This is a genomic window from Halomonas sp. ND22Bw, from assembly GCF_003011945.1.
GTDB lineage: Bacteria > Pseudomonadota > Gammaproteobacteria > Pseudomonadales > Halomonadaceae > Halomonas > Halomonas halophila.
The window spans coordinates 1-271 of the sequence record NZ_PXWD01000893.1 but is presented as its reverse complement, the minus strand read 5'-3'; the positions used below and the strand labels follow the sequence as shown (position 1 = coordinate 271).

Genomic DNA, 271 nt, shown 5'->3' with positions numbered 1-271 from the left:
CATCAGCCACATCCAGGACGAGTCCGACAAGTCGGGCATGCGCCTGGTGATCGAGCTCAAGCGCGGCGAAGTGCCCGAAGTGGTGCTGAACAACCTGTACAAGCAGACCCAGCTGCAGGACACCTTCGGCATCAACATGGTGGCGCTGATCGATGGCCAGCCCAAGCGGTGCAACCTGAAGGACCTGATCCAGGTCTTCCTGCAGCACCGCCGCGAAGTCGTCACGCGCCGCACCGTCTTCACGCTGCGCAAGGCGCGTGAACGCGGCCAC

Annotated in this window: 1 protein-coding gene; it reads left to right on the top strand. The window is 63.5% G+C overall.

Annotated elements, in window-relative coordinates; translation table 11 throughout:
- The coding region (locus tag CVH10_RS20735) for a DNA gyrase subunit A (protein WP_369335921.1) at positions 1-271 on the top strand (271 nt) is incomplete at both ends.